The organism is Desulfocucumis palustris, from assembly GCF_002933875.1.
In the GTDB taxonomy this organism is placed as follows: Bacteria; Bacillota; Desulfotomaculia; order Desulfotomaculales; family Desulfocucumaceae; genus Desulfocucumis; species Desulfocucumis palustris.
The window spans coordinates 1-23,357 of record NZ_BFAV01000025.1; the positions used below are offsets into that span (position 1 = coordinate 1).

General features: G+C 49.3%; 22 protein-coding genes. 15 read left to right on the top strand and 7 right to left on the bottom strand.

Annotation, left to right across the window (positions count from 1 at the left end; genetic code table 11):
• The 4 genes from DCCM_RS18950 to DCCM_RS02360 form a co-directional block, all read left to right on the top strand.
• Positions 1 to 582 (top strand): RHS repeat-associated core domain-containing protein (locus DCCM_RS18950; protein WP_207655526.1); only part of this gene is annotated, 582 nt, incomplete at its 5' end.
• Positions 583 to 659: 77 nt separating this feature from the next.
• Positions 660 to 1,274: a hypothetical protein gene (locus DCCM_RS02350; protein ID WP_104370861.1), complete on the top strand. Its 615-nt coding sequence runs from the start codon at positions 660 to 662 to the stop codon at positions 1,272 to 1,274.
• Between the two features lie 516 nt (positions 1,275 to 1,790).
• On the top strand, positions 1,791 to 2,180 hold the full coding sequence (locus DCCM_RS02355) for an RHS repeat domain-containing protein (RefSeq protein WP_104370862.1): 390 nt from the start codon (positions 1,791 to 1,793) through the stop codon (positions 2,178 to 2,180).
• A gap of 193 nt (positions 2,181 to 2,373) precedes the next feature.
• Positions 2,374 to 3,471: a Gfo/Idh/MocA family protein gene (locus DCCM_RS02360; RefSeq protein ID WP_104370863.1), complete on the top strand. Its 1,098-nt coding sequence runs from the start codon at positions 2,374 to 2,376 to the stop codon at positions 3,469 to 3,471.
• 54 nt (positions 3,472 to 3,525) lie between these two features.
• Here DCCM_RS02360 and DCCM_RS02365 read toward each other — a convergent pair whose 3' ends face one another.
• From DCCM_RS02365 to DCCM_RS02395, 7 genes are all read right to left on the bottom strand, one after another.
• Entirely contained in the window at positions 3,526 to 5,112 is a 1,587-nt protein-coding gene (locus DCCM_RS02365) for a thiamine pyrophosphate-binding protein (RefSeq protein WP_165791989.1), read from the bottom strand.
• Between the two features lie 526 nt (positions 5,113 to 5,638).
• Positions 5,639 to 6,682 (bottom strand): ABC transporter ATP-binding protein, encoded by a 1,044-nt coding sequence (locus DCCM_RS02370; protein WP_104370865.1) that lies wholly within the window; start codon positions 6,680 to 6,682, stop codon positions 5,639 to 5,641.
• The gene (locus tag DCCM_RS02375) at positions 6,679 to 7,503 is read right to left on the bottom strand and encodes an ABC transporter permease (protein ID WP_104370866.1); all 825 of its coding nucleotides are present in this window, start codon (positions 7,501 to 7,503) and stop codon (positions 6,679 to 6,681) included. The genes DCCM_RS02370 and DCCM_RS02375 overlap by 4 nt, the downstream gene beginning before the upstream one ends.
• On the bottom strand, positions 7,500 to 8,354 hold the full coding sequence (locus DCCM_RS02380; RefSeq protein ID WP_207655527.1) for an ABC transporter permease: 855 nt from the start codon (positions 8,352 to 8,354) through the stop codon (positions 7,500 to 7,502). Before DCCM_RS02380 ends, DCCM_RS02375 begins: the two co-directional genes overlap by 4 nt.
• Before the next feature lie 91 nt (positions 8,355 to 8,445).
• Positions 8,446 to 9,255, bottom strand: a complete 810-nt coding sequence (locus DCCM_RS02385; protein WP_231702610.1) for an alkaline phosphatase family protein — start codon at positions 9,253 to 9,255, stop codon at positions 8,446 to 8,448.
• Between the two features lie 8 nt (positions 9,256 to 9,263).
• Positions 9,264 to 10,376 carry an ABC transporter substrate-binding protein gene (locus tag DCCM_RS02390; RefSeq protein WP_104370868.1) on the bottom strand — a complete coding sequence of 371 codons (1,113 nt, stop codon included), beginning with the start codon at positions 10,374 to 10,376 and terminating at the stop codon, positions 9,264 to 9,266.
• 368 nt (positions 10,377 to 10,744) lie between these two features.
• The gene (locus DCCM_RS02395; protein ID WP_104370869.1) at positions 10,745 to 11,977 is read right to left on the bottom strand and encodes a GGDEF domain-containing protein; all 1,233 of its coding nucleotides are present in this window, start codon (positions 11,975 to 11,977) and stop codon (positions 10,745 to 10,747) included.
• 292 nt (positions 11,978 to 12,269) lie between these two features.
• Here DCCM_RS02395 and DCCM_RS02400 point away from each other — a divergent pair, with 292 nt between their 5' ends.
• From DCCM_RS02400 to DCCM_RS02450, 11 genes are all read left to right on the top strand, one after another.
• A complete protein-coding gene (locus DCCM_RS02400) occupies positions 12,270 to 12,638 on the top strand; it encodes a response regulator transcription factor (RefSeq protein ID WP_104370870.1) in 369 nt (122 codons plus the stop codon).
• A gap of 102 nt (positions 12,639 to 12,740) precedes the next feature.
• Positions 12,741 to 13,478 (top strand): Uma2 family endonuclease, encoded by a 738-nt coding sequence (locus tag DCCM_RS02405; RefSeq protein WP_104370871.1) that lies wholly within the window; start codon positions 12,741 to 12,743, stop codon positions 13,476 to 13,478.
• A gap of 229 nt (positions 13,479 to 13,707) precedes the next feature.
• The gene (locus DCCM_RS02410) at positions 13,708 to 13,893 is read left to right on the top strand and encodes a hypothetical protein (protein ID WP_128739060.1); all 186 of its coding nucleotides are present in this window, start codon (positions 13,708 to 13,710) and stop codon (positions 13,891 to 13,893) included.
• Between the two features lie 328 nt (positions 13,894 to 14,221).
• The gene (gene pepF / locus DCCM_RS02415; protein ID WP_231702611.1) at positions 14,222 to 16,045 is read left to right on the top strand and encodes an oligoendopeptidase F; all 1,824 of its coding nucleotides are present in this window, start codon (positions 14,222 to 14,224) and stop codon (positions 16,043 to 16,045) included.
• 446 nt (positions 16,046 to 16,491) lie between these two features.
• Complete coding sequence (locus DCCM_RS02420) at positions 16,492 to 16,755, top strand: hypothetical protein (protein ID WP_231702615.1); 264 nt, start codon at positions 16,492 to 16,494, stop codon at positions 16,753 to 16,755.
• A gap of 14 nt (positions 16,756 to 16,769) precedes the next feature.
• Positions 16,770 to 17,117 carry a spore coat protein gene (locus DCCM_RS02425; RefSeq protein ID WP_104370873.1) on the top strand — a complete coding sequence of 116 codons (348 nt, stop codon included), beginning with the start codon at positions 16,770 to 16,772 and terminating at the stop codon, positions 17,115 to 17,117.
• A gap of 292 nt (positions 17,118 to 17,409) precedes the next feature.
• The gene (locus DCCM_RS02430) at positions 17,410 to 18,369 is read left to right on the top strand and encodes an ABC transporter substrate-binding protein (RefSeq protein WP_231702612.1); all 960 of its coding nucleotides are present in this window, start codon (positions 17,410 to 17,412) and stop codon (positions 18,367 to 18,369) included.
• 23 nt (positions 18,370 to 18,392) lie between these two features.
• A complete protein-coding gene (locus tag DCCM_RS02435; protein ID WP_104370888.1) occupies positions 18,393 to 19,133 on the top strand; it encodes an ABC transporter ATP-binding protein in 741 nt (246 codons plus the stop codon).
• Entirely contained in the window at positions 19,130 to 19,885 is a 756-nt protein-coding gene (locus tag DCCM_RS02440; RefSeq protein ID WP_104370874.1) for an ABC transporter permease, read from the top strand. The genes DCCM_RS02435 and DCCM_RS02440 overlap by 4 nt, the downstream gene beginning before the upstream one ends.
• 343 nt (positions 19,886 to 20,228) lie before the next feature.
• Positions 20,229 to 22,211 (top strand): sigma-54-dependent Fis family transcriptional regulator, encoded by a 1,983-nt coding sequence (locus DCCM_RS02445; RefSeq protein WP_104370875.1) that lies wholly within the window; start codon positions 20,229 to 20,231, stop codon positions 22,209 to 22,211.
• 35 nt (positions 22,212 to 22,246) lie between these two features.
• Entirely contained in the window at positions 22,247 to 22,999 is a 753-nt protein-coding gene (locus DCCM_RS02450) for a B12-binding domain-containing protein (protein WP_231702613.1), read from the top strand.
• Positions 23,000 to 23,357 lie beyond the last annotated feature (358 nt).

Here is a 23,357-nt window from a genome sequence, read left to right on the forward strand (position 1 = left end):
GACGAAACAAGGTTCACCTTCACCGGCGCCCCCTACTTCTCCGGCCCCGGGCTATACCAGATGGGAGCCAGGTATTATAACCCGGAGATAGGGAGGTTTATCACCAATGGCACCTACCGGGGCAACATCTACGAACCCTGGACCCAGAATCTTTATACTTACTGTAATAACAATCCGATCAATTATGTTGATCCTACAGGGCATGCTATAGCATATCCTCAAGATATTGCTCGTGCAGGCATTACTGCAATAGGAGCAGCTGGAGCTTACGCAATTAGTCAAACAACTAATTTTGCTAAGGGAGCTAAAAATACGTGGGATAGAATATGGGCAGATGATTCCGCCGGCGACAACGATGTAAAAAATGAATCTGTTGAGGAGGCAGGAGAAGCTTCAGAATATAAGGATATAACAGCTCCTGGAAGTAGATATATTAACGAATCAACTAATGTAAGTAAAAATGAATTTGGAGAAAACCTTACCAGGAGTGGATGGAAGAAATCGGTAGGTAAAGATGGTAAAACTACCATATATGAAAAAGATGGAGCAAAATATGTCCTCAGAGATTCATCTAAAATATAGGGAGACCTACAGCTGATTATTATCGTAAAGGTAGTGATTCAATAAATATTAAAATTAGGCTGGGAGGGAAATAGTTCTTGAGTTTACAAAAATTATTTATAAAAAGCAAAAATGAATATTCCAGAACATTAGGAATGATAAGCAATGTTTTTCACATTGATTACCGACTTCCTGAACAAGTATTTCAAGAAAGTTTCGATGATTATATGTTTGAAGAATTTGATTGGGTAATGAGCAGTGAATCTTGGAGTATACTTCAAACATTAACCCAAAAAACAAATGATGATAATATCATTGTGGCAGTATTAGATCCTAAGCCAGTTGATTATTATTACAAGAAATTTGGATACTATAACTGGGGGAATCTGCCAATAGATTTGACAAAAGAGGATTATGTTGAATTCCTTAGGATGAGTCCTAAAGATAGCATTGCAGATTCAATTTTATATAATTCAAATATAATTCTTTGGACATCTCCTTCTTTGAAATGGGGTATATTTGGAGAAAGAGATTATGGATCTTGCATATTGGCTTTAAATAAAAATTTAAATACTCCGTTAACATTTTTAAAATCTTGGCATACAGTTGAAGAAGCACTTGAATCATGGATTCCCAATAGTTTCTATAATCAAAAAATACCAAAAAATTTTGCAAATATTCTTTGCAACAACTATAGAAAAGAGGAAAAATAACATGGGGGTTATTCCGATGTTATGTGCGTAAGTGTAAAATACCCCCCACCTTGCAGACAAAGTGGGAATTTAAGCATTCTTAATTATGTTCCGACACAAGGGAGGTAAAGTATGAGGCCTTCCCGCTTTACTGGACACAGCCGAGTGTGACTTGCTCTACCTTTTGTATGATTGCTTAGAATATCGGCACTTATTGCTTTATGCTGCCTGGCAATTTAGATAACATGAGATAACATGTAATATGCATGTTACATGGGGACGGTTCCAATGTTATGATTAGTTGTGAAATTTTGTGTTATTTATTACAGTCTAATGCGGTCACGCATTAAGAGAAAAAGTCTCAAATACGACAGAATACGACAGGAGGACGGTTCTCCCTTGTCGCATTTTCAAAAAATGAATAGTTATCTCCGCCCTATACAGGGATAAGCAAAGGGTATCGCAAGAAATCAGGGTTGTTGTTGCTGCTGATAAAAACTGAATTCCCCGGCGGAACCTTCACAGCAATCACTTTAGATGGGGACCAGGGTAACCCAGGAGCTGAACTCCAACGGCGGGCGTACGGAATACGGCTACGACGCAGCCGGAAGAGTAATCAGCCTCACAGACCCAAAAGGCTGCCAAAACACCTACAGCTATGACGAATCAGGAAATCAAACCAAAGTAACCGACCCCGAAGGGGTATATACCGTACGACGGCCTGAACCGTCTACCGGCACAGCCGACCCCTTAAACAACGTTACCACCTGCAAATACGACCAGGCGGGCCGCTTAACCGGCAAAATCTACGAAGACAACACCATGGTCAAATACACCTATGGCGGCAACGGCAACAGGCTGTCCATGGACGACAGCTGGGGAGAACCTTCTACCGGTACGACTCTAACGGCAACCTGCTGGAAGTAACGGGCAGCCTGGGCAGAAAAAACACCTACACCTACCGCAGGGCAAACAACAGAAAAACACTAACCACCTCCTTCGGCATTTGCACATAATTATAAATCTACATTCTGTGCAACATCTCCGGTAAGAGATATTGAGAATACCCGGCACCGGCTATGAACATACTATCAAAAATCTATGGCCGGGAGTGATACGGGTGCGGAAACTTAAAGTGGGTATCATTGGAGTAGGCATGGCCTTCGAGCGTTTGCACTATCCTGCCTACCAGAAGTTAACTGACCGTTACGAGATTGCGGCACTATGTGATCTGGACAAAGTAAAAGCCGACATGTGGGCAGATCGTCTGAAAATAAGCCACAAAAACGTTTATACAGAGATTCAGGATATTCTGGATAGGGAAGATCTGGATGTGGTGGACATAATGGTGCCAATCGAATTGAATTTCAAGGTTACCGAGGCTGTAGCCAAGCGACTGGCGGGACAGAAGAAGGGAATTATCTGTGAGAAACCACTGGCTCCCACCCTGGAGCAAGCCAGGGCGGCCAGGGATTTAGCCCAAAAGTATAACGTACCGATTATGATTGCGGAAAATTTCCGTCATAATCAGGAAATAGATATAATCAGGGATTTAATAAGAACGAAGCGTATTGGAGATGTAATCTATTTTATCCAGAACCGGGTTGTGGACTTCCCGGGAGATATGCTGCAGGACAAGTTTTCGGCCAAGGAATGGAGACAGCACCCGGAATTTCCAGGAGGGGCCATCACGGATACCGGAGTTCATGACCTTGCCGGACTGAGACATATTTTTGGCCCAATAGACCGGCTTCAGGCTTTTGGACGTCCTCAGGCGTCTGATTTCGCTCCATATTCCGCAGTAAATGTAAATCTGCTGTTCAAGAGCGGGGTTACCGGCCAATTTACCTTTTTCTGCGCCGGAAAGGAAATGCAGCGCCCCCTAATCGGTCTGCGGATATTTGGTACCGAGGGCATGATTTATCTGGAAGGGCGGGATGTGGGCACCATCAACCTGGCTTTCAACGACGGAAGAAAAGAGCAGATCCCGTACGAGGCGCAAAAGGGCTATTACAATGAGCTGATCAATTTTTACAACGCCCTCACCGGGTCGGAACCCATCAGCGTAACGCCGGAGATGGAATTCGGCGATTTAAAGACCGTGCACGACATCCTGCTTTCTATAAAAGAGGGTAGAATCATCTCAGTGGATGAACATACCACTTACAGGCCGGATTATCAGCAGGCTTTGGCCGAGCAACCGGGCTTTCTGCAGTGAAATAGAACAAGCCTCCAGGTTCGCCGGCTATGAAACCAGGAGGCTTGTTTTTTGTTAAATAAAACCGGGCTTGTTTGATCCTGATATAACGTCTATAACAACAGGCCGGTCAAATCCCACAGCTTTATGAAAGACATCCCGAAGTGTTTCCGGATCTTCAACCCTTATGCCTTCCACTCCGCAGGACACAGCAAATGAGGCAAAATCCGGGGTTTTGACATCCACTCCGAACGCACCTATCCCCGCCTTTTCCATTCGATGTTTCTCCAGTGAATACATGCTGTTGTTAAAGATGATTACGACCACCGGCAGAGAGTAGCGCACTGCGGTTATCAGCTCCTGCATGGTCATAATAAAGCCGCCGTCGCCCGTTAATATAACAACCTTTTTATCGGGAGACGCCGTCTGAGCGCCGAGTCCCAAAAGCAATCCACCACCCATGCAGCGCCAGTGGTCAGAAATGATAACCTGCTGCCCCCGGGCAATGAAGCCCCGGTCAAACCAGTGCATAAATTCTCCGGAGTCAATGGCTATTATAGCATCTGCGGGAATTGTGTCATTTAGTATTGATATGGCCTTTTGTATAGGAATGGGCCTGCCTGCGAGATCCGCCTCGCCCCGTATCATGGCAACATAATCTGCGTGGCATTTTTTTATTTCTTCCAGCCAGCCTGCATCCGGAGAGACATTGGACAAACCTTCCATTAAGCTTCGCAGTATTTGATGCACGTCTCCGGTCAGTGATACAGGCCTTAATTGGTGGGCAATTTGTTGAGGGCGGGTATCAATTTGCAGTATTTTGCTTTGTGAAGGTATAAATTTGTGCTCATAAGGACTTGCCCCGATAAGCAAAACACTGTCGGCATGCTTTAAAACGGGTGGGATATGGGCCTCACCCAGCCCACCCAAAATAATATTTTCCGTTCCTGGATATATTCCCCTGGCCCCCTGTGCCGGAATAATTCCCGCCCCAATTTGCCTGGCCAGCTGAAAAACAGTGTCCTTAAATGGAATGGCAGCTTTACCCGTGATTATCACAGGCTTCCTGTAACTTCTTATTAAGTTTATAGCCTGATCTATATTTCCAGAAACACCGGGAGGAAGCCCCTGGTCAAGGTCGGGAATTAAAGCTCTATGAGCGGGGCTTAAAAAAATGTCCCTGGGTATTGTAACATGGCAGGGGGTATTGTCTCCGATAGCTTTTTCCAATGCTATCTTAATAGTTCCCACGGCAGACTCCGGCCTGGTAAGCAGGACAGTAAAACCGGTAATAGGGGTAAACAGTGTCTGCTGGTCGATGTATTGTTTTGTATTGGTAGAAAGTTTGGAAGTCTCCACCTGTCCTGTTATAACCAGCATGGGCACATCGTCGCGGCAGGCATCGGCAACCCCGTTAACCAAATTCAGCGCGCCCGGTCCCTCTGTGGCAAGGCATACCCCAGGCATACCCGTTACCCTGGCCTCCCCGCAGGCCATAAAGGCAGCGCCCTGCTCATTGGCGGTGCTGTAAAATTTTATCTTTTCCTGTTTCCCCAGGGCGTCCATAAAGGGCAGTATGGCATCTCCGGAAACACCATAGATGTTTTTGACTCCCCAGGCTGCCAGTGCGTTTAAAATAAGTTGTGCCACTGTTTGTTCCAATTTTGATGTGACCCCTTTCCCCCAATCGGGGACATTCCTGTCCCTAAAGGAATACCTGCCCTTCAGCAGGTGTGTCCCCTTCCTTGTTATTTTGCGCATACAACAGAAAGGTTATTTAGGTGAAGACATATTCTGATTGCTCCAGGAAGTAGCGGGGTCAGGCTCTTAACTTATTAACTTATGCGTTGATCCGTGTACATGCCTTCTGTTAAAATATAACAGGAGGTGTTGTGCTTTTGCTGGGCGTGAGAGGATAGAATATTCGGGAGACATGCACCATGTAATACAGTAGCAAACAGCTGGGAGAATGTGTTTGTTGAGCCTGAAAAAAAGTTATTGTATTGAACTTTTACGTAAATCTGTGGCGATGAGTAGCATTGAATTGTATGCCTGTATAATTATGAATAATCAATACTAACGGGGTCCAGGCTTGACTTATATAACCCGGAGCAAAATAACCGGTTCCATTCAGAAGAAAAAATATAAAAAGAGATAAAGTCACAAAGTAAAGCCTGACCCCGCTCACTTAGTTCAGAGAGATGCACTCTTCCCGGGGAATCCACAGCTTGACCGGGGTTTCACCGTCAAATCGCCGGAGTTCCCGATCGTTTAACTGGTCCACGTTTATCAGCAGGTCGCCGCACTTTACCCGGTAGCAAAGGCAGTTTCCCTTAACCGTCAGGTTATCGATTTTGCCTTCCACGTACCAGCCGTCTTTGCCGTTTCCTCCAGCCTTAAATGTTTCCACCGCTCCGGCGGGCAGTATCTTTATCACTTCCGGCCTGACCGCGAAGCTGCCGCCGCCCGCTAAATTTTCCGCCCTGACCAGCCTCCGGAATTCATCCGGGGCCATTACATTGTAATTTCCTATGAATTCCGCCACGAATCTGCTGGCCGGCGCGGCGTATACCTCCCCGGGGCCGCCCGCCTGCTCCACCCGCCCTTTATTGATTATATATACCGTGTCAGATATGCCGAAAGCCTCTTCCTGGTCGTGGGTGACCATTATCATGGTAATGTTGAGACCTTTTTGAATTCTTCTCAATTCCGCCTGTAAATTTTTGCGGATTTTGGCGTCCAGGGCGTTTAACGGCTCGTCCAGCAATAAAACCTTGGGCTCCAGCACCAGGGAGCGGGCCAGGGCCACCCTCTGCTGCTGTCCCCCGGACAGTTCCGCCGGGTAGGAGTGTTCCTTGCCCGCCAGGTCCACCAGCTCAATCATGTTCCGGACCCTGTTCTCCATTTCCTTCCCGGCCAGTCTTTTCATCTTTAAACCGAAGGCGATGTTGTGGTAAACCGTCATGTTGGGGAAAAGGGCGTATGCCTGGAATACCATGCCCACTTCCCTTTGCCTCGGGGCCAGGCCGGTTATATCCTTTCCGTCAATGCTGATCAGCCCCCGGTCCGGCGGGGTCAATCCGGCTACGCAGCGCAGCAGGGTTGTCTTGCCGCAGCCGCTGGGACCCAGCAGGGTGGCCATTTCCCCCCTGTTCACCGTAAGGGACAGGCTGTCCAGCACCGGGGCGCCGTTAAAGCTTTTTACGATATCCTTAATGACCACGTAACTCACAGCTGTTTAAAACCTCCCTTGATTTCCCGGCCCGGTTTTCCTTTCAGCCGCTGCCCCAGCCGCAGTGTGAGCCAGGAAAGCACCAGCACGGCTACAAAATATGACATTACCAGGGCGCTGGACAGGTGGCCGCTCTCGTCCAGCTTCAGCATCAGGTAAACCTGTATGGTTTCGTACTGGCCCCCGGCCAGCAGGTTGGCCAGGGCGAATTCCCCGAATAAAACCGAAAAGGATAACAGGGTGGACACCATTATGCCCGGCAATATATTGGGCAGGATAACCGTCCGGAAGGCGTATCCCCTGCCGGCCCCCAAAAGTTCGGCGGCGTCCATCAGTTTTATGGCGTCCACGGTTCTCATGCTGTTTTTGACACCCTGGTACATGTAGGGCAGAATCACCACGAAATAAGCTCCGGCCAGAATCCAGAAAGTTCCGGTCAGGGGCACGGGGCCGCCGGAGTACACTTTAATAAGTCCCACGGCAAGAATAACCCCGGGTATGGAGTAGGGCAGGGTCGCCAATCCCTGCAGCCATCTTTCCAGGTATGGGAAATAAAATGTAATAACGAAAATTGCCGGGACCATCACCAGTATGCTCAGCGCCACGGTAAAAGCGCTTACCAGCACGGTGCGCAGCAGGGCGTCCAGGAAGCGGGGGTCGTGGAACAGGCTGACATACCAGCCTGCGGTCAGTCCTTCCGGCAAAATGCTGTTGTGCCATTCCGTGGCCACGGAATAGAGAAAGGTGGCCGCCAGGGGCAGGAAGAGGTAACAGAGAACCAGTCCGGTTATCAAATAATGGATTTTTTTGGCCGGTTTCATGTCATGTCCCTCCTTATTCGCCGCAGCAGCAAGCTGTTAAGCCACATGGCCCCCAGCATGGTGGCGGCCAGGAATACCGCCAGCGCCCCGGCAAGCTGGGGATTTGTGAAAACGTTGCCCGCCACCAGCGAGCCTATGCGAACTGTCAAAAGGTTGTAATTGCCCCCCACCAGGGCGAAGGCCGTGGCGTAGGCCCCCATGGAATTGGCGAAAAGAATGGTGAAGGTGCCGGCAATTTCCGGCAGTATTACAGGTATGCCCACATGCAGCCAGAACTCCGGGCGTGAAGCGCCCAGCAGGTAGGCGGCCTCCTTCCACTGCTCCCGGATGCCGAAAAAAGCGGGGTAGAGCAGCAGTATGGCCAGGGGCACCTGAAAGTAAATGTAAACCAGTACCAAGCCGGTCCAGCTGTATAAGTCAAAGCCGTTAAAAATACTCCAGCCCCATTTGGCAAAAAGCATGGTGAACAGCCCGTTGTTGCCCAGCAGCACAATGTAGGCAAAGGCCAGGGGTACCCCCACGAAATTGGAAGTCATGTTGGAAAACATCAATACTGTTTCCTGAATTTTCCCGGGCAGCCGGGTGAAGGAATAAGCCGCTGCCATGGACACCAGGAGACCGGCTATGCTGGAGTAAAGTGATATTACTATGCTGTTTTTAATGGCCTGCAGGTAAAACTTGTTGCCAAATACCGTGGCATATTGCATTAACGTCCAGCCTTTGCCGCTATCGCCCCGGAAGCTGTCCAGAACCATGGCCGCCAGCGGTACCGCCTCAAAGGCCAGCACCAGCAGTACAAAGGGCAGCAGGGTAATGAGTACGGGCATTTCCCGTTTGTTTACCGGTTTCAATGGCAATCCTCCTGTAGCTTTGCCCGGCGGCAGTCCGGGTGCCCCCGGAATATGAACCCCGCCGGGGGGAAGGATGTTTTAAGGGCCGGTGTCACCGGCCCAGGGCGGGGAATTGGATGGAAGCCATGGCTGCCGGGGGAGATATTTTCAGCAGATTGCAAATCAGCGGGGCCACGGCCAGCTGGGATACCTCCTCCTGGTAGGCCCCGGGGATAAAGGAGGGCCCGATACCAAAAAAGGGCACCCGGCGCTCCTCCGGACTGGTGCCTCCATGCCGCCCGTCCGGGCTGAAGCCGTGGTCGGCGGTTATAAGCACGTGATAGCCTTCCCTTATCCAACCCGGCACCAGCCGCCCCAGCATGGCGTCGGCTTCCAGTATTTTTTGCCTGTACTGTCCGGAGTCCGGCCCGTACAGGTGCCCCGCGTTGTCCACCCCCATGGGGTGAATAAGTAAAAAATCCGGGTTTTGCTTGATGCGCAGCAGTTCTCCATCGGAAAAGAGGTGGGAGTCGGGGTAGCTGTCGTCAAAGTAAAATCTGCCGTGCTGTATTGCCCTGCTTTCGTCGTCCTGTTCCCGGTCTCTGACGGGATCAAAGGGGTGCCGGTTATATAGCTCGCTGATCCAGTGGTAGGCTGCCGCGGCGTTTTTAAGGCCCTTTTCCCCGGTTAAATGAAAGAGGCTTTTCTGGCCGGACATGCCCGCCGGGTAGTTCGAGGCGATATTGTTTACATAACACGCAGTGCCCGTCAATAAAACCTCATACAACGGGCGGGAGAGGGTGGGCAGCTCGGCTTTTATGAGAAGGCGGGCCGCCCTGCCCGCCTCCACCAAATGATTGAGATAGCCCATGCCGGAACATGCCCCGGCATGGGTCAGGCCGTCGATTATGACTAAAATCACCCTGTCGGTCATTGTATGTTGACCAATACCTGTTCCTGCCACAGCTGGGGCAGTTTTTTGGCCGTTTCTTCCCACACCTTGTAATCCTGCACCGGTTTCGCGCCGGCGTACTGCTCCAGGGGAATCATCTTGGCCGCCACCTCCGGGGGAAGCTTAACGCTGTCCCGGATGGGCCTGGCGTAGCCCTTGGCCAGATTAATCTGGCCCGGATCGCTTAATATGTATTCCCTGGCCAATTTTGCCGCGTTGGGGTGAGGCGCGTATTTATTGATTATGGTGGCGTATCCGCTTACCACGCTTCCTTCCTTGGGAATCGTCACCTCAAAACGGTCCTGGCTGATTTTTTCCCTGTAGCCCAGGGCGTTAAAGTCCCACAGCAGGGCAACGGCTATTTCTCCCTTTTCAAAGTTGGCCACGCTTATTTCCGACATGGAAAGCCTTTTTTGTTTGGCCAGTTGGGCAAAGAAGTCCAGCCCCGGCTGTAAGTCGCCCTCGTTGCCGCCGTGGGCTATGGCGGCGGCCAGCACGGACATCTGGGCCTGGGTGGCTTTGGTGACGTCCCCTATGGCCACCTTGTAATCGCCCTTCAATATGTCGTCAAAGGATTTTGGAGGGTTTTTAACCAGTTCCTTATTGGTCATAATGGCTATGGTTCCCTGGTAGCCCACAACCCAGTGGCCTTCCTTGTCCTTGGCCCAGTCCGGCACCTCGTTCCAATAGGAAGTCTTGTAGGGCTGGGTCACGCCTTTATCCACGGCCACGGGACCGAAGGAAATGCCCACGTCGCCTATGTCGGCTGTGGGGTTGTTTTTCTCCGCCTCAAATTTGGCTATTTCCTCGGCGCTGGACATGTCGGTGTCGGTATGTTTCAGTCCGTATTTGCTCTCCAGATCCTTCCAGGTGTCTTTCCAGTTTGCCCAGGAGTCGGGCATTCCCACGCTGACCACGGTTCCTTCTCCTTTGGCGGCATTTTCAAGGTCGCTTACAGACATTTCGGCGGCGGCGGGCGCTTCCTGCTTTTCACCGCCCGGGTTTTGGTTTGCCGGGCCGCAGGCGGACAGGCCAGCCGCCAGCAGGCCCGCGCATAATACCAGGAGTCCCTGTTTTGCAAATTTTTTCATTTTAATCCTCCCGTATTAAACTTAAGCATTTTTTCCATTCTTTAATATAGGTGGCAGTGGTTCGCTGTTAACTCTATTACCTCCTTTGCGGCCGTGATTTGTTGCCTTGTTTTGCCATTAATATACTTTACAAATTTAAAGTAAAACCCTGATTAAACAGTTATTAAAATACCTTTCAGTTTAAGTGATAATGAAAAAAGCGCGCCCCGGCCCGGGCCGGCGGCGCGCTTTACGTGAAGGAGACCTTCCGGGATACATTGTATATTACAAAAATATCCCTATTATATAATCATATGGATGGTTGTTATTGATGAAAGCCGTCTTAATGATATTGTAGAAAAACTCTAATAAAGCCATAGCCGCGGGTATTACAGCGCTTCAACCCGATTTCTTCCATTTTTCTTGGCCTTGTAGAGCGAGGTATCCGCTGCCTTGACAACCTCATCGGCGGTTTTGTGTTTTTCGCTCTTTTCGGATACGCCGATGCTTACGGTAATATGCAGCTTTTTTGCCGGTTTGCCCCCGGGTTTCACTTCATCGGGCTTTTTGGCGGGCCGGTCCTTTCCCCTGAGAATAAAAGGCCTTTTGGCTATTGTCTCCCTCAATTTCTCCAGGTAGGGGATTGCTTCACCCGTTTTTTTCCCGGGAAATATTATGGTAAACTCCTCGCCGCCATAGCGGTACGCCTTTCCTCCCCCGCCCACGTCTTTAATTATTGAACCCACCAGTTTTAAAACCTGGTCGCCCACATGGTGCCCGTGGGTGTCATTGAATTTTTTGAAAAAATCTATATCCAGCATGGCAATGGCATATGTTCCGCCCAGCTTCAAAAGCTCCTCCTTTAACGCCCTGCGGCCCGGCAATCCCGTCAGTTCATCAAGATAGGCCTTGCTGTAGGAATCCTGGAGCAAGGCAACCAGCAGTATTATCCCCGAGGCCGAGAAAAACACCGGCCCGGCCGGCTGGTGATCCCTGTAATATAAAGCTGCGAAAATCGCTGGCAGCACACCGGCGTAATAATTGGCCATTGAGAAAAACCGTCCTGACAGGTGACCGTAAACAAGGGCGGCGAAGGACAGCAGAAAGACCGGTAAAGCCGGCTGGGGAACCGGGTGCGCCCCTGTAAAACCCGGAGGAAACACATTTTTGGCAAGGAGGCCGGCAATATCCTCTCCCCCCGGTAAAGCCGCCGCCACAACAAATAAAACCTGCAAAAGAATTATTCCGGCCCGGCCCCTCCCCCCGGAGGTCAGGATGCCGCGCTCCCTGAGCAGGGAGAAAAGCACAATGTTTAAAGGAATTAAAAAACAGATGGAATTATAAATTGTATCCGGATCAATGGCTCCGCCGGAAGCCGCAGGGCGATTCACCGTCCACAGGCGGCACAGCATAAGAACGGTCAATGTGTAAAAAATGCCGCTGCGGTTGAACCTGTAGCTAACCAGAAAACCAATTAAAAAAATAATGTAAGCTGAATAATCAACTTTTGCGATAAATGAAGCGGCGGCCGTCTCCCATTTAAAAAAGAGGACCCAGGCCAGTGCCGTAATACCCAGGGGCAAAGCTAATGCTGTTATTTTACGGTTCATGGCAGGACTCATGCGGTTCCCCCGTTACCGGAAAATGATGGTTGCGGAAACTAATACCTGTTTCGACGGGCGATACGGGTTATCCTTGCTTGAAGGGGAGATTGCTTCCCACCGGTGACGTTCACAGCTAATAAAAACATGATGAGCGCCGCAATAAAAAGCATCGCTTAATTTTTATTTTTGTTCCCGGACTTTGCCGGTCTTAAAACAACTTTTATTTAATTTTTAAATTATCCCGCGGTTTTTTATGTAAAATTGTTATATATGTAGTTTTTAAAAAAATGATAATCTGCCGGAGGTTTTCATGGCGAAAATATTAATTGTTGATGACGAACCGAACATCAGGCTGCTGCTGGAGCAAACCCTGGGGGAATTGGAAGAGCAGGGGATTGAATTGCTCACCGAGGAAAACGGCTGGGAGGCGCTGGAAAAAATAATATATGAAAAGCCGGAGCTGGTTTTTCTTGACGTCATGATGCCCAAGATGAATGGCGATGAGCTGTGTGACATAGTGAAAAACCGCATGAGGATAACAGACCCGTATATCGTCCTGCTTACCGCCGGCGGGCAGGAGTTTGACAGGCAAAAAGGCGCCGGGGCGGACATGTGCATGACCAAGCCCTTTGACCCCGAAGAGATATTGGAGAAGGCCAGGGAAGTTCTGAGATTGTAATTTCTGTCCAAACCTTTCAGGTACTCTTCTTTACAATAGCTTCCCCTTTGGCATATAATGGTGGTAGCTAATTTAGCTATTATAGCTATTGGAGGTGCGTCCATGAAGGTCAGTTCCACCGAAGTGCAAAACAATTTCGGAAAATATCTGGTGCTTGCGGCGAAGGAAGATATCATAATCACCAGAAACGGTATGGAAATAGCAATATTATCGGCGATAAGAGACGCGGTTTCAGATGGCGGCCCGGTTCCCGGCGCGGTAATGGAAAAAGCGGAAGAATACGGTTACGGCATCAGAAAAGCATCCTATGAGGAGTTCCTGGAACTGACCAGGGATTCCGAGGAAAGATATGAATATATTGATGGTGAAATATACCTGCTGTCCTCGCCTAAAACCGTTCACCAGACAGCTTTGACCGAGCTTTTCGGCATTTTTTACAACTGGTTTCAGGGGAAAGAGTGCATCCCCCTGGTTGCCCCATATGATATCACTCTTAAAAGGAACCCGGAGAATATAAATATTGTCCAGCCCGATATAATGGTCATATGCGACCTTGCGGAAAAGCTGGATGAAAATGACTATTACAAGGGCGTTCCGGCAATTGTGGTGGAAATTTTATCCCAGAGCACCCGGAGCAAGGATCTGATAAAAAAGCTTGATCTTTACATGTCCTGCGGTGTGGGGGAGTACTGGGTTGTAAACCCCATAAACAGGGAAGTTGCCGTTTATCTTTTTGAAGATAAAAACATCATTAAAAATATCACTTACAGAAAATCGGAAATCGCCCATTCCTTCATTTTTAAAGGGCTATCCGCGGAGCTTGACAGAATCTTTAAATAGACCCGGTCACTTATTGGTAATGCTTGGGGAAAAGGTGACGCAAATTGTGCGGGAATATGCTATAGTATGCGCCATCGGTTAAACTGATTAATCTCATCGAAACTATCGTATGCGTTAATTAAAAAGAAATGATAATATACTTCCATCAGGAGTCAATCGTTATTAATTGCCATGGTGACGGCGGTTGGCGGGCAGTCCGGTAAAAATTGGCCAGATGGGAGTGCTATGGATGAGAGATGATGAGTGGATTAAACTGTATTATCAGTTCGCGGCCCGTGACCGGCGCAGCGAGCCGGCCGGAAAAGTCGAAACAACGCGTAAAAAAGGCGTCATACATAAAGGTCTAAGAATATTTAATTTTGCGGTCTTGTTCTGGACCAGTGTGCTGAAGAATATAACCACGGCAAAAAGGTAATTATATAATTGAACCTCACCGGCTCCGAAAGGGGCTTTTTTATTTGGCGCGGCTTCACATTCAGCGTAAGGCATGAGGAAATGTCCCCGGCTGATTCTTTAATCCTTAACAATTTTTCGTGAAAGAATGTTCCTTAATTAAAAAGAAGGTATTACAGGGAAACATATGGAAAAATCATTAATGCGGATGAGTTTTTATTTATTCGGAGTATTCCGGGCAACAATATATTCATAAATATATTGATATAAAATGATAGGCACGACCAATTAAAGGATAGCGCACAGGCAACCATTTTCATAATGTTTTGTACCTGGGCGCGGCGAAAGGAATGGCTATAATCATGCAAAACAGCGGCGCACTGCCTACCAGGCAGGAAATACCCGAGCAGTACAAATGGCGGCTGGAAGATATTTACCCCAGTGATGAAGCCTGGGAGCAGGATTTTAAAAACGCGCAGAAAATGGCGGCTGAGATAGAAGCCTACCGGGGCAGGCTGGGGGAATCCGGACGCAGCCTGCTGGAGGCGCTGCGGCTGGAAGACAAATTGCAAGAGATGATGGAAAAGATATTTACCTATGCCCGTATGCGCCGGGACGAGGACAACGCCAATCCGGTATACCAGGCCCTTACGGACCGGGCGGAAAATATAAGCACCCGGGTGGATACAGCCCTTTCCTTTATGGTCCCGGAAATACTTGCCATACCCGGGGACACCTTGCAGCGCTTTCAGGGGGAGGAGCAGGGGCTGGAACTCTACGCCTTTGTTCTGGAAGAGCTGCTCAGGCAGAAGCCCCACGTGCTTTCCGCTTCCGAGGAGGAAATTATCGCCCGGGCGGGCGAGGTGGTGCAGTCGCCGGCCAATATATTCAGAATGCTGAACAATGCCGACATGAAATTTCCTTCCATAATTGATGATGAGGGCAAGGAGGTGGAGGTTACCCACGGCCGCTATACCCAGCTTATGGAGAGTAAAAACCGCCGGGTGCGCCAGGACGCCTTCAATTCCCTTTACGGTGAATTCCGCAAATTGATAAACACCCTTTCCGCCACCTACAGCTCCAGTGTGAAAAAGGATATTTTTTATTCCGGGGTGCGCAAATACCCGTCATCCCTGCATTCGTCCCTGTTCGGGGACAACGTGCCCGTGGAGGTTTATGACAACCTTATCCGGACCGTGCGGGAAAACCTGGACAAAATGCACCGTTACGTGAGCCTGCGCAGGAAGATGCTGCAGCTGGACGATATTCACATGTACGACCTGTATGTGCCAATGGTTAAGGATATCAAGTGGAAAATTCCCTACCAGGATGCCGTGGCCATGGTTAAAGACGGTTTGTCTCCCATGGGGAAGGAATATCTGGATATAATGTCCTCGGGGCTGGACTCCGGGTGGGTGGATGTGTACGAGAACAGGGGCAAGACCAGCGGCGCTTACTCCTGGGGGCCTTACGGCGTTCATCCCTATATATTGATGAATTACCAGGACAACCTGAACAATGTTTTCACCCTGGCACACGAAATGGGGCATGCCATGCATTCTTATTTTTCGGACAGGGAGCAGCCCTACGTGTATTCCCACTACACCATATTCACAGCGGAGGTGGCCTCCACGGTCAATGAATCCCTGCTGATGAATTATCTATTAAAAACCGTTACCGACAGGGATAAGGAGCTGTATTTGCTCAATCACTACCTGGAACAGTTCCGGGGAACCATATATCGCCAGACCATGTTTGCCGAGTTTGAAAAAATAACCCACGAAAAGATTGAGTCCGGGGAAGCTTTGACCCCGGAACTGCTGGGCAAGATTTACAACCGGCTCAATGTTGACTATTACGGGCCGGAGATGGTGGTGGACCGGGAAATTGATCTGGAGTGGGCCCGCATACCGCATTTTTACACAGCCTTTTATGTATATAAATACGCCACCGGTTTTTCCGCGGCCACGTCATTAACCTCCCGGATACTGAACGAGGGAGCGCCGGCGGTTTCCCGTTACCTGTCCTTCCTGAAAAGGGGAGGCTCGGATTACCCCCTTAACCTGTTAAGGGAAGCGGGCGTTGATATGGCCACGCCGCAGCCGGTCCGGGAAGCCTTACACATGTTCGGACAGCTCCTGGACCGGATGGAGGAGCTGGCCTTCGGAGGTTGAAGGGGGTGCCGCTGTTTAAGGGCAAATATCAATTTTATGAGAAACCCGCAGATAAAATTAATAAAAAGCCCAAACCTGGCAGGTTTGGGCTTTTTGCAGAGTCTCACCGATGAAATTTCCACCGATTATTTATTTGCGCCGTAATAGCCGCCGCCATAAGGCATTGAAAAGACCAGAAGAATAAGTATCAAGAAGAGAATAAAGCTACCGTCGAAACCGCCTCCGCCAAAGCCATAACCCATGTAAGAGTCCTCCTTTGTAATGGTTTTGTATTGTTATTTTATTCCATAGTATGCGGCCGTAAATTAATTTGACATTGAAGCCGTTAAAAAAATGCAAAAAAATTTTTTATTTATTTTGCAACATTCCGTTCGTTTTGTAATATTTAATCCCTTTCTTTGAAAAAATAAATAAAAAAGAAAAGGGTGGTTATAAGTTTGCAGCAAATGAGCATGTTCTATCAGCCCAACCAGTTTATGCAACAGCAGCCCATAATGCCGGCCCCGCCCAGGGTGATTTCCACCAAAGATCACCTTTACCTGAAAGACGCCCTGTCCTGGGAACTGACGTCCATGAAGAAATGTTTCCATTTCGCCAGGGAGGCCATGGACCCGGAGATTCAGATGGCCCTTGACAGGACCGGACAAATGCATATGAATCACTACCTCAGGCTTTTAAACCACGTCAACCCGCTCAACGCGGCCAACTGATAAGGAGGCGCTAAATGATGCAGCAGAATCAGATTAAAAATCCCCAGTCTCCGCTTCTTTCCAAGACAAAGGGACCGGAGATGAACGACAGGGATATGGTGAACGAAACACTGGCGGGATTAAAATATATTACCGACAATTTTAACGTATTCGCCAGGGAGGCCAGTCATCAGGCGCTGCATAACGACGTTATGGGGGTTCTGGTGGAATCGCACGGCCAGACCCGGGAAGTATTCAACCTTATGTTCAGAAAGGGCTGGTACACCCTGGAGCCGGAAAATTCCCAGAAATTGCAGCAAACACACCAGCAGTTTGTAAACTATCAGTCTCAGTTCCCCTATAATCCGGGCATGCTGCAATAACTAAAATCACCAATTGATGTCGGCGTTTTAAGAAAAGGGGACAGGTTGCAGATACGGCAGCCTGTTTTTTCTATGCTGCTCCGGACCGTCAATTACCCTTCCTTGTCCACTGGCCGGTATGGCTATTGGAGCCGGGGGAAAATAAAAGTATCATGAAGGATTTAAATGGCTCAAAGGAGAATTTTGTCATAATACTTAATCAAGGTGGGGACATTCCTTTCGGGGTCGTTAACAAGCAAGTTATTTTAGGCCCTGGGAAGGCGTGTCCCCTGACTTCGGAGGTGACGGCGTTTTGTTCAAATCAGGTAAAAGATTTTTGGGGTGCATGGTTATTCTGGCCGGATTGATGCTGGCCGGGTGCGGCAGCGGCGAGCCCGTTAAATTAACCCTGGGAATGATGCCCATAGCGGATAATTTACCCTTCTGGGTGGCTGAGCAAAAGGGCTACTTCAAGGAAGAGGGGCTGAATATTGAACTGGTTGATTTTCCCAGCGCCCTGGAAAGGGACAGCGCCTTCGTGGCAAAGCAGATTGACGCCGGTGTGGGGGACATGCTGGCGGTGGCGGCTATGAACGATTCCGGCACAAAGGTAAAGGCCGTGGCCGTTGCCCAGGGCGTCAATCCCGGTGAGAACAGGTTTGCCGTGCTGTCCGCCCCCAATTCCGGCATAACCACACCGGAGCAGCTGAAAAATCAGCCCATCGCCATGTCTTTAAATACCGTCAACGAGTATATCACCGACAGGTTACTTGGGGATAAGGGGCTTTCCGGTGATGAAATAAAGAAGACGGCCATTCCCAAACTCCCCCTCCGCATGGAGGCGCTGATGAACGGAACGGTGAAGGCTGCCACCCTGCCGGACCCGCTGGCCACCCTGGCGGAGATGAAAGGTGCCCACCTTATTGTGGACAACACTGAAAACCCGGTGGCCCAGACAGTGTTTATAGTAAGAATGGAAACCCTGGAAAAAGATACCCCGGCCATTAAAAAAATTATCAAGGCCTATTCCAGGGCGGTAGCCGATATCCAGTCCGAACCCGGCGGGTACAATGAGATACTGATCCAAAAAGCCCGGGTGCCGGAAGAATTGCTGACAGGCAAGGAAAGCAGGCTGAAATTCAATTATTCCCAGCCCGTGCCGCCCCCGGCGGAAGAGACGGAAAAAGTTTTGCAGTGGATGACAGAGCATAAGCTATTAAAAAACAAACTGTCCCACGGGGATCTGGTTGACGGGCGGGTACTGGAAAAATGAACGGATTAACCGGAGAGGGAGCCATGGTACGGGTTAACGGGCTTTCCCTGTGGTACGGCGGCGGGGAGCACAGGGTGCAGGCCCTGGACAGGATATCCTTCACCATACCCCGTGGCGGCACCTGCGCGGTGATCGGCCCCTCGGGGTCGGGCAAGTCAACCCTGCTGTACGTTTTTTCAGGGCTCCTGGAAGAATACTCCGGGGAAGTGCTGGTGGACGGGGAAAAGGTTCCCCGGGGGCGCCGGAAGACCGCCCTTATATTGCAGGATCACGGTCTTTTGCCCTGGAAAAAAGTTTGGGACAATGCCGCCCTGGGGTTGGCCATCAGACGGGTTCCCCCGGCAATAAAAAGGGAAAGAATAGCATCCATATTAAAGGAAATGGGACTGTGGGAGATGAGAAACAGGTACCCGTCCCAGCTCAGCGGCGGGCAGCGCCAGAGGATCGGCATAGCCAGGGCCCTGGCCCTGGAACCGGATTTGCTGCTGATGGACGAACCCTTTTCCTCCCTGGACGCCCTGACCCGGGAGACCATGCAGCAACTGCTGCTGAACATCTGGCTGAAAGACAGAATTACCATCGTGCTGGTGACCCACAGCATTGAAGAGGCCATATTCCTGGGCCAGAGGATTATTGTTCTTTCGGAGCGCCCCGGCCGGGTGGTGGAGGTGGTGGACAACCCCCGGGCGGGACGTATGGATTACCGCAAAACCGGGGAGTTTTACCGCATGGCCACCAGGGTACGGGAGTTACTGGAACATTGACTAGGCATATCGGAATTATCAACAACAAAATTACAAAGACGCTTCTTTCCGTGCTGGCCCTGCTGCTGTTCTGGCAGGCCCTGTCGGCGCTGTTACAGCTTCCCGCTTTGCCGGGGCCGGTTCCTTCCTTTAAGGCATTCTTTTTGGAAATGACCGGATCCCTGGGTTTTCATTTTTACGTGAGCGCCTACAGGGTGTTGATAAGTCTGGCCATATCCCTTGTTCTGGCGGTTCCCCTGGGTATGGTGCTGGGCCGGGAAGAGAAGATTGACCAGTTTGTCGCGCCGATGATATACCTGCTTTATCCCATACCGAAGGTTGTATTTCTTCCGGTGCTGCTGGCCCTGCTGGGGTTGAAGGATCTGCCCAAAGTAGCCCTTATTACCCTGGTGGTTTTCTTTCAGATACTGGTTACCACCAGGGACGCGGCAAAGAATATAAACAGGGATTTAATCAATTCGGTGGTTTCACTGGGGGCGGGCCGGCGGGATATATATCGCCACGTGGTCTGGCCGGCGGCGGTGCCCGAGGTGCTGACCTCCCTGCGCATTGCCTCCGGCACGGCCATAGCGGTGCTGTTTATTTCCGAGACCGTGGCCAGCCAGGAGGGGTTGGGGTATTACCTGCTGGACGCCTGGTCCAGGATGTCCTACGAAAATATGTTTGCCGGCATTATCGCCATGGGAATACTTGGTTTTGTGATTTACATCATTTTGGATATCATGGAGAAAAGGGCATGTCCCTGGAAATAGACTGTGCTTGTAATGACCGGCCAAAAATAATCGGGGTTTACCCCGGTTTTTTTGTCTGATGATATAAGTGAACCTTGTTCGGAAGGGGTTATTCCTCTGCCGAATCTGTGTTGGGGACATTCCTCACACCAAAGTTATGCTTTCAACAGAGGTGTATCCCCTTTCCTTAAAACGAACTTAGTTCGAGCTTTTACAGCCTGTTAGCGAGATAAAAGAATTGGGTTATAAAGATTTATTATAGGTTAATTTGTCAAATGTCATCAGGTAAATATTATGCTTGTTGACAACAACATAACTCAAAAGTAAAATTAAGGTAAACTTTCTTTTTGGGGGTGATGATCTGTTGACAGGGAGCCTTTTGGAAAGAAGGGCCATTAGGATTAAACAGGCCTGGGAAAAGTTTATAAAAACAGGAATTCTGGAAAACTATGTGGTCAGTTTGAGTATTGGCCGTTCCTGGAAGCGTTGTTTTGAGAAAAATATTAATCCATATGGTCATTTGGAGCATTTGAATGTAAACAGCGGGGCTTTATGCAAGCAGAAGGTTAATAATAATTTTGTTTTGTCAACAGCACCTTTTATGGACAATATATACAATTTTGTAAAAGGTTCCGGATTTATAGTTATTCTGACCAATAATGAGGGGTTGATACTGAAAACCTATGGCGATCCGGTAATACGACAAAAAATGCGCAGTATTTCCATGGAAGAGGGAATATGCTGGGCTGAAAGCAATATCGGAACAAATGCCATAGGCACCTGTATCATTGAAAAAAAAGCGCTCCAGGTAAACGCCACCGAGCATTATTGCAAAATATTGCATGATATATCCGGTTCGGCGGCGCCTATTTTCAACCCCCGGGGCAATCTGGTGGGTGTTTTGGCGCTGATAGGGATATACCGTGATTCCCATCTTCATACCCTGGGCATGATGGTGGCCGCGGTTAAGGCTATTGAAAACCAGCTGAGCTACCAGGAGGCCCAGGCCGGGCTGATTGAGGCGAATAAATATGCCGGGACCATTATGGGCACCATGTCCGAGGGCGTGTTGCTGATAAACCGGGAAGGCATAATCAAACAGATTAACAAGGCGGGCTGCGGCATATTGGGGCTGAGGCCCGGGGAAGGCCACGGCAGGTCCGCGCAAAAGGTATTTGGGGAAAACTCTCCGCTGGTAGCGGCGTTAAAGGATGGCGCAGGCTATAACGAACGTGAAATGACACTTAATTCCAAAGAGGGAGAGCCCCTGCGTTTCAGTTCAAATGCCATGCCTATAATAGACGAGTCGGGGGAAATATCCGGCATAGTGGTTACCATCCGGGAGATAAAATCCGTCCACCGGCTGGTCAACCGGATTGTGGGAGCCGAAGCCAGTTTTAATTTCGAAAACATCATAACCGGAAATAATAAATTGCTGGCTATTATAGACAAGGCTAAAAGAATGGCCAAAAGCCATTCCAACATATTGATACTGGGCGAGAGCGGAACCGGAAAAGAGATGTTTGCCCAGTCTATTCATAATTACAGTGAATATAGCCAGGGGCCGTTTATTGTTATCAACTGCGGGGCGATACCCAGGGATCTTGTGGAAAGCGAGTTGTTCGGATATGAGGACGGCGCTTTCACCGGGGCCAAAAAGGGCGGCAGGCCGGGCAAATTCGAACTGGCCAACGGGGGCACCATTTTTATGGATGAAATAGGGGATTTGCCCATTGAGCTTCAGCCCGCCCTGTTAAGGGTATTACAGCAGAGGCAGGTAACCCGGGTTGGAGGCAGCAAGGTAATTCCCGTGAATATCAGAGTTATTTCAGCCACCCACAAGGATCTGTACCAGGAAGTGCAAAAGGGCAATTTCAGGCTGGATTTGTTTTACCGCTTGAATGTGTTGAATATAAAACTTCCAAATTTAAGGGATAGAAAGGATGATATGGCCCCACTGGTGGATTATTTTATCGGAAAATTCAGAATAAGGACCGGCTCCGGGGTTGAAAAGGTATCTCCAAAAACATATGAAATATTTTATAACTACCACTGGCCAGGCAATATAAGGGAACTGGAAAATGTAATCGAGCAGGCGCTGCACGCTGCCAGGGGCGATACCCTGGAGCCGGAACACCTGCCGGAAAATATTCTGCCCAAAACGGCGCCCCAAAAAGAGGCGGGGAAGGAGCAGATGTCTTACAGCGACCATGAAGCCCAGATAATTAAAGAAGCCCTGGTAAAGTTCAATTGGAACATATCCCTGACAGCCAAGAATTTGCGTATCGGGCGGAGTACCCTCTATAGAAAGATAAAAGCCTATAACCTGATGTCATCCTTATTTTGAAAAGAAATGAGGTGAGATTGCCTGTGGAGCGCGCCGTGAATTTTAATAATATCTTCATACGCTACGACCTTGTTATTGAGGGTAGCGCCGATACCCCGGCCAAGCCGCGCTTAAGTGACGATCCCGTGCTGCAGGAAGTGATTGACTGTGTGATTGAGGGTGATTGTGAAAGAATAGAGGCACTGGTGAATAAGGCGCTGGAAACCAGGAGCCCCCTTGATGTAATCAATCTGGGCCTGAAAATAGGAATGGATGAAGTAAGCAGACTGTGGGACGAAGGGATTTATTACCTGCCCCAGACACTGCAATCCTCGGATGTCATGCTGCTGGGGGTTGAGATATGCGAAAGAAAAATGAACAGGCCGCTGGACAAAAAAGGCGTGGTGGTCACCCACACCGCCGAGGGTGATCTTCATGATCTGGGACAAAAGATAGTTAACGCCATTCTCAGGGCCAATGGTTATGAGGTAATTGATTTGGGGAAAGATGTGCTGGTGGAGGATGTGCTTGCAGCCGTATTAAAATATAAGCCCGTAATGCTGACCGGCACCGCGGGACTGACCACCACCATGTACGCCTTTGAAAAATTAGCTAAATTGCTGGCCCAGTCGAGGGTGGAAGTGCCTTTTGTCTGCGGCGGCGGAGGAGGAGTGGCGTCGGATTTTATCAACAGCCTGCCGCTGTGCATTTACGGCCGGGACGCCCGGGAGGCGCCGTTGATAGCGGCGGAAGCGGTGCGTGGTTTGAAATGGGACCTGATCAGGGAAAAAATGTCCGCCCGGTATTAAAAATTGTTTTTCAACCCGGCGCTTGAAAGATATACAAATACCTTCCCGATGGTGGAAGGTTATTTTGTTTTTGCTTAGCCGGCACATGTGTCAAATTGAAACATGGCCGGCGGGTGAGCCGGTTTTGCCGCCGGCAGGAAGTTTTAGAGCCTGTACCAACCGGGCTGTGCCAGTATGATACAGGGTTGATGCTTATCAAAAGCCCGAAGGGATTGTAAAAATTCAGCCGAAACCAGTGCCGGCGCAATAAAGTCAATTTTCAAAATTGTGGCACAAATATTGATATATATGCGGTAAATAAAAGGAAGCAAAACGGAGGTGGTTTTGAAACGTCGGCCCGGGACAGCCAAGCCGCGCA

Coding starts and splice junctions, on each gene's coding strand:
- DCCM_RS02355 (WP_104370862.1), top strand. CDS start 1,791: ATGGGGACCAGGGTAACCCAGGAGCTGAACTCCAACGGCGGGCGTACG.
- DCCM_RS02375 (WP_104370866.1), bottom strand. CDS start 7,503: ATGAAACCGGCCAAAAAAATCCATTATTTGATAACCGGACTGGTTCTC.
- DCCM_RS02390 (WP_104370868.1), bottom strand. CDS start 10,376: ATGAAAAAATTTGCAAAACAGGGACTCCTGGTATTATGCGCGGGCCTG.
- DCCM_RS02395 (WP_104370869.1), bottom strand. CDS start 11,977: ATGAGTCCTGCCATGAACCGTAAAATAACAGCATTAGCTTTGCCCCTG.
- DCCM_RS02400 (WP_104370870.1), top strand. CDS start 12,270: ATGGCGAAAATATTAATTGTTGATGACGAACCGAACATCAGGCTGCTG.
- DCCM_RS02405 (WP_104370871.1), top strand. CDS start 12,741: ATGAAGGTCAGTTCCACCGAAGTGCAAAACAATTTCGGAAAATATCTG.
- DCCM_RS02410 (WP_128739060.1), top strand. CDS start 13,708: ATGAGAGATGATGAGTGGATTAAACTGTATTATCAGTTCGCGGCCCGT.
- pepF (WP_231702611.1), top strand. CDS start 14,222: ATGGCTATAATCATGCAAAACAGCGGCGCACTGCCTACCAGGCAGGAA.
- DCCM_RS02420 (WP_231702615.1), top strand. CDS start 16,492: ATGAGCATGTTCTATCAGCCCAACCAGTTTATGCAACAGCAGCCCATA.
- DCCM_RS02425 (WP_104370873.1), top strand. CDS start 16,770: ATGATGCAGCAGAATCAGATTAAAAATCCCCAGTCTCCGCTTCTTTCC.
- DCCM_RS02435 (WP_104370888.1), top strand. CDS start 18,393: ATGGTACGGGTTAACGGGCTTTCCCTGTGGTACGGCGGCGGGGAGCAC.